The organism is Saccharopolyspora sp. 6M (genome assembly GCF_020176775.1).
GTDB classification, from domain to species: Bacteria; Actinomycetota; Actinomycetes; order Mycobacteriales; family Pseudonocardiaceae; genus Saccharopolyspora_C; species Saccharopolyspora_C gregorii.
This window is the reverse complement of record NZ_JAIUJZ010000311.1, coordinates 1-4,624: the sequence shown is the minus strand read 5'-3', so window position 1 is coordinate 4,624 and position 4,624 is coordinate 1. Positions and strand designations below refer to the sequence as shown.

The window sequence follows — 4,624 nt, the reverse complement described above, 5'->3', positions numbered from 1 at the left end:
GCCGGGTTCCGCGGCCGAACCGGATCGCGGAACCGCCGCGGAAGCCCGCCGCGGAGCGGCTCCGGCAACGCGCAGGGGGCGCCGGGAACCCCCGGCGCCCCCTGTGCGCGTCCGCACGGCTTCAGTTCGCCTTGTGGTACTGGTCCACGATGTCCGCGGGGATCCGGCCGCGGTCCGAGACCTTCAGGCCGCGCTTGCGGGCCCATTCCCGGATGGCCTGGTTCTGCTCCCGATCCGCGCTGGTGGAGCCGCCCGCGGCGCGACCGGCCGCAGCGGGGCGCGGGCCGGGCTTCTTCCGCCCGCCCGCGCGACGCGCGCTGGAGACGTAGCCGGACAGCGCGTCGCGCAGCTCGCTCGCATTGTCGTTGGAAAGGTCGATCTGGTACGAGACGCCGTCCAACGCGAACTCGACCGTTTCATCGGCCTGGCCGCCGTCGAGATCGTCGACGAGCGTGACCGTAACCTTCTGCGCCATGGTGGCAGTCCTCCCCGGAGTTTCTGCGAATAACGCCGATGACGGCACGACCACCGCCGAGACCTCTCTGCCGAGAGCTTCCCGGGTCCGCAGCTCGACCCGGGCCATACCCGACTGCCCTTGCTGAACCACCCGGCGGAGCCGCGCAATCCGAACGCCCCACCGGACTCTCCGGTCGACCTTGCAGTGAGCCCTTCGGCTTCCGCCGGTTTCGTCGGCCGGAGCGCGGGAGGGCAAGCCGCCCCGGGACCGGCCTGATGGAGTTCGACAGAGTTTGGCCAGCTGACCAAGAATAGCCGTCATCGAAGCCTTCACCGAACATTGTCACGGTCAGGTTAGCGCAGCCTCTCGACAAACGCACTCACCCCGCCGAGGAAAAAACCAGGCGTCTCCCCGGATCGGGTCATTCCGGACCTCCACCGGAAGCGGATCGAGCGGCCGATACCGACTCCGGCGCACTACATCAACGATGTCACCGCGCCATTCCCGCACTCCGCGTCCGCGTCATTCCGCACTCATCGGCAAGCAGAAAGTGCGCACTCACCGGCCGGGACCTCGGCCGCCGCGCACTCCCCGCGCTGGACATCGCGCTGTTCCGGCAAGCCGACAAGAAGTATCGGGTCGCCGGGCAGCACTCGTGAGCCGTTAACGGCCGCGACATCCGGAATCCGCTTTCCCGCCGCGGAGCCCGGCGGCGGGAAAAGGGGGCCGGATCAGCGGAAGTTGCGGTCGTACACCAGCCGCAGGCCCAGCAGCGTCAGGTCCGGCACGTGGTGGGTGATGGTCTGCGATTCGGCGACCACCAGCGGCGCCAGGCCACCCGTGGCCAGCACCGCCGCCGTCCCGCCGTGGGTCGAGCCCAGTTCGGCCACGATCCGCCGCACCAGCCCGTCGACCTGTCCGGCGAAACCGAACAGGATGCCCGACTGCAGGCATTCCACCGTGTTCTTCCCGATCACCGACCGCGGCCGGGTCAGCTCCACCTTGCGCAACTGCGCGGCCCGCGAGGCGAGGGCGTCCAGCGAGATCTCCACCCCCGGCGCGAACGCCCCGCCGAGGAACTCGCCCTTCGCGGAGATCACGTCGACGTTCGTGGACGTGCCGAAGTCGACCACCACGCAGTTCGTCGCGTGCAGGTGGTGCGCGGCGAGGGTGTTGATCACCCGGTCCGCGCCGACCTCCTTCGGGTTGTCGACCAGCAGCGGGACCCCGGTGCGCACGCCCGGCTCCACCACGATCCGCGGCACCCCGTCCCAGTAGCGGCCGAGCATCACGCGCAGCTCGCGCAGCAGCGCCGGGACCGTGGACAGCGCCGAGATGCCGGTGATCCGCTCGGCGTGCTCGCCGAGGAGCCCGCGCACGGTCAGCGCCATCTCGTCGGCCGTCATCCGCGGTTCGGTGCGCATCCGCCAGTCCCGCACCAGGCCACCGCGGGGATCCTCGGAGCCGGTGTCGTACAGGCCGAGGGTGATGTTGGTGTTACCGACGTCCAGCGCGAGCAGCACCGGCGTACCTCCCGGGGTCGGAGCGGGGTCAGGCCTCGGGGGCCGCGAGCAGCGCGTCCAGCTTCGCGGCGTCGTCCGTCTCCGCCGACGCGGCACCGCTGACCAGGCCGGAGTCCGCGGGGGCCGCGGCCGGGTCGGTGCCGCGCTCCAGCACGGCGTTGTCGGCGTCCACGAAGATGACCTTCGGCCGGTAGGAGCGGGCCTCCATCTCGTCCATCACCCCGTAGGCGATGAGGATCACCAGGTCGCCGGGCCGCACCAGGTGCGCCGCGGCCCCGTTGATGCCGATCACGCCCGAGCCGCGCTCGCCGGTGATCACGTAGGTCTCCAGCCGGGCGCCGTTGGTGACGTCGACGATCGCGACCTGCTCGCCCTCCAGCAGGTCGGCGGCGTCCATCAGGTCCGCGTCCACCGTCACCGAGCCGACGTAGTGCAGGTCGGCCTGGGTCACCGTGGCGCGGTGGATCTTGGACTTGAGCATGGTGCGGAACATCGAACTACTCCCCTCACCGCCGGAAGGCGGTCGGAAGGATCGGGGGCCCTGCTACTCCACCGGGCCGAGTTGGACGAGCGCGTTGTCGATGAGCCGGGTGCCGCCGACCTGGGCCGCCACCAGCAGCCGGGCCTCGCCGGAGGCGGGCGCCGGGCCCAGCTCGGTGTCCCGCAGCTCCAGGTAGTCGACCGCCACCAGCGGTTCGGAATCCAGCGCGGCGCGCGCCGCCGCCAGCACCGCCTCCGGGCCGGACCGGCCCGCGTGCACCCCGGCGGCCATCGCCGCGGACAGGGCCAGCGCGGCCCGCCGCTGCTCGGCGTCCAGGTAGGCGTTGCGCGACGACAGGGCGAGCCCGTCGGCCTGGCGCACGATCGGCACGCCCTGGATCTTCGCGTCGAGGTTCAGGTCCCGCGCCATCCGGCGCACTAGCACCAGCTGCTGGTAGTCCTTCTCGCCGAACAGCGCCAGGTCCGGGCGCACGATGCCGAGCAGCTTCGCGACGACGGTGAGCATCCCGTCGAAGTGCCCGGGCCTGCTCGCCCCCTCCAGCTGCTCGCCGAGCGGGCCCGCGGTGAGGCCGACCTGCCGGTCCGGGGCGTACATGTCCGCGGGCTCGGGGGCCAGCACCAGCTCGACGCCCTCGGCGCGGCACAGCTCCAGGTCCGCGTCGAAGGTGCGCGGGTAGCGGTCCAGGTCCTCGCCCGCGCCGAACTGCAGCGGGTTCACGAAGATCGACACGACGGTGACCGCGGCGGGCACCTTGCGGGCCGCGCGGATCAGCTCCAGGTGGCCTTCGTGCAGCGCGCCCATCGTCGGCACCAGCGTGATCGGGCGGCCGGTGGAGCGCAGCGCCCGCGTCACCTTCGCCAGCTCCGCGGGGCGGCGGTGCACGGTGAGTTCCCGCGCGGTGTACCCGGGGCCCGCACCCACCCCGTCGGCCGTGGTCATCGCTGCTCCTCGTCGAGTACTTCGTGCACTTCGGTGGCCGACCGGGCGTCGAGCAGGCCGGCCGGCGCGGCGCGGGGGGGGGGGCGCCGCGCCCGCGCCGCCGACCCCGCGCCCCACACCCGCGCCCCCCCCCCCCGCGCCCCCCCGGGGGGGGGGGGCCCGGCCCCCGGCCCCCCGGCCTATGGGGGCGCCCCCGGGGGGGGCCCCCGGGGGGGCCCCCCCCCCCCCGGGCGCGGGGGGGGGGCCGGTCCGCCTCGCCATCGCCGCGTACCCGGCGACCATCTCCGGCGCCGACTCCCGCAGCGAACCCAGGTGGGCGCGGACCGTGCCCACGTCACCGCGGGACACCGGACCGGTGAGGCCGCGGTCCCCGAAGCGCAGCGCGTTGTCCAGCGAGGCGGACAGCACCGGGGCCATCACCCGGTCCGGGATCTCGATCCCGGCGGCGCGCAGCAGGTCCGCGCACTCGTTGACCAGGGTGATCAGGTGGTTCGCGCCGTGCGAGAGCGCCGCGTGGTAGAGCCGCCGGGCGTGCTCGGGGACGCGGACCGGTTCCGCGCCGAGCTCCAGCGCGAGCACTTCGCCGACGTTCCACGCCGCTTCGTCGTCCGGCGCGGTCACCGCGGCGCAGGCCGTCGCCAGCCGCTCCACGTCCTCGGCCCGGCCGGTGAAGGTCATCGCGGGGTGCAGCGCCAAGGTCAGCACGCCCAGCTCGGCGGCGGGCTCCAGCGGGGCGACGCCGTGGGCGCCGCAGGTGTGCAGCACGATCTGCCCGGAGCGCAGCGAGCCGGTGGCGACCAGGCCGCGCACCAGGCCGGGCAGCACGTCGTCGGGAACCGCGAGCACCACCAGGTCGGCGGCGTCGGCGACCTCGTCGGGCGGGCGCACCGGTACCGCGGGCAGCAGCTCCTCGGCTCGGCGCAGCGAGGCGTCCGACACCGCGGACACCGCCACGACCTCGTGCCCGGCGCGCGCCAGCGCCGCTCCGAGCACGGCACCCACCCGGCCCGCGGACACCACTCCGACCCGGAGCCGGGGTCCCGCGCCTCGACCTGGTGGACGTCCGCCAGACATCGACACGTCGTCCTCCCAACCGTTCCAGTCCCGCAGCGGGTACCGGACAGCAGCGCGAGAGTAGCCCGCCGCCGGGCGTCCGCGACTCGCCGGGTGGCGAGAACCACCCGGTCCGCGCGGACCGGGTGG

Annotated in this window: 4 protein-coding genes and 1 pseudogene; all 5 read right to left on the bottom strand. The window is 73.9% G+C overall.

The window, feature by feature from the left end:
• Positions 1-121: 121 nt before the first annotated feature.
• Positions 122-475: an Lsr2 family protein gene (locus tag LCD31_RS28260; protein WP_184483511.1), complete on the bottom strand. Its 354-nt coding sequence runs from the start codon at positions 473-475 to the stop codon at positions 122-124.
• A gap of 713 nt (positions 476-1,188) precedes the next feature.
• Positions 1,189-1,980, bottom strand: coding sequence for a type III pantothenate kinase (locus tag LCD31_RS28255; RefSeq protein ID WP_224963149.1), 792 nt, complete (start codon positions 1,978-1,980; stop codon positions 1,189-1,191).
• Between the two features lie 28 nt (positions 1,981-2,008).
• On the bottom strand, positions 2,009-2,473 hold the full coding sequence (gene panD / locus LCD31_RS28250; protein WP_224963147.1) for an aspartate 1-decarboxylase: 465 nt from the start codon (positions 2,471-2,473) through the stop codon (positions 2,009-2,011).
• Between the two features lie 51 nt (positions 2,474-2,524).
• Positions 2,525-3,421 (bottom strand): pantoate--beta-alanine ligase, encoded by an 897-nt coding sequence (panC, locus tag LCD31_RS28245; protein WP_224963151.1) that lies wholly within the window; start codon positions 3,419-3,421, stop codon positions 2,525-2,527.
• A 246-nt stretch (positions 3,422-3,667) separates the two neighbouring features.
• Positions 3,668-4,495, bottom strand: a pseudogene (locus tag LCD31_RS28240) (Rossmann-like and DUF2520 domain-containing protein); the annotation flags it as partial.
• Positions 4,496-4,624 lie beyond the last annotated feature (129 nt).

Coding starts and splice junctions, on each gene's coding strand:
- LCD31_RS28260 (WP_184483511.1), bottom strand. CDS start 475: ATGGCGCAGAAGGTTACGGTCACGCTCGTCGACGATCTCGACGGCGGC.
- panD (WP_224963147.1), bottom strand. CDS start 2,473: ATGTTCCGCACCATGCTCAAGTCCAAGATCCACCGCGCCACGGTGACC.
- panC (WP_224963151.1), bottom strand. CDS start 3,421: ATGACCACGGCCGACGGGGTGGGTGCGGGCCCCGGGTACACCGCGCGG.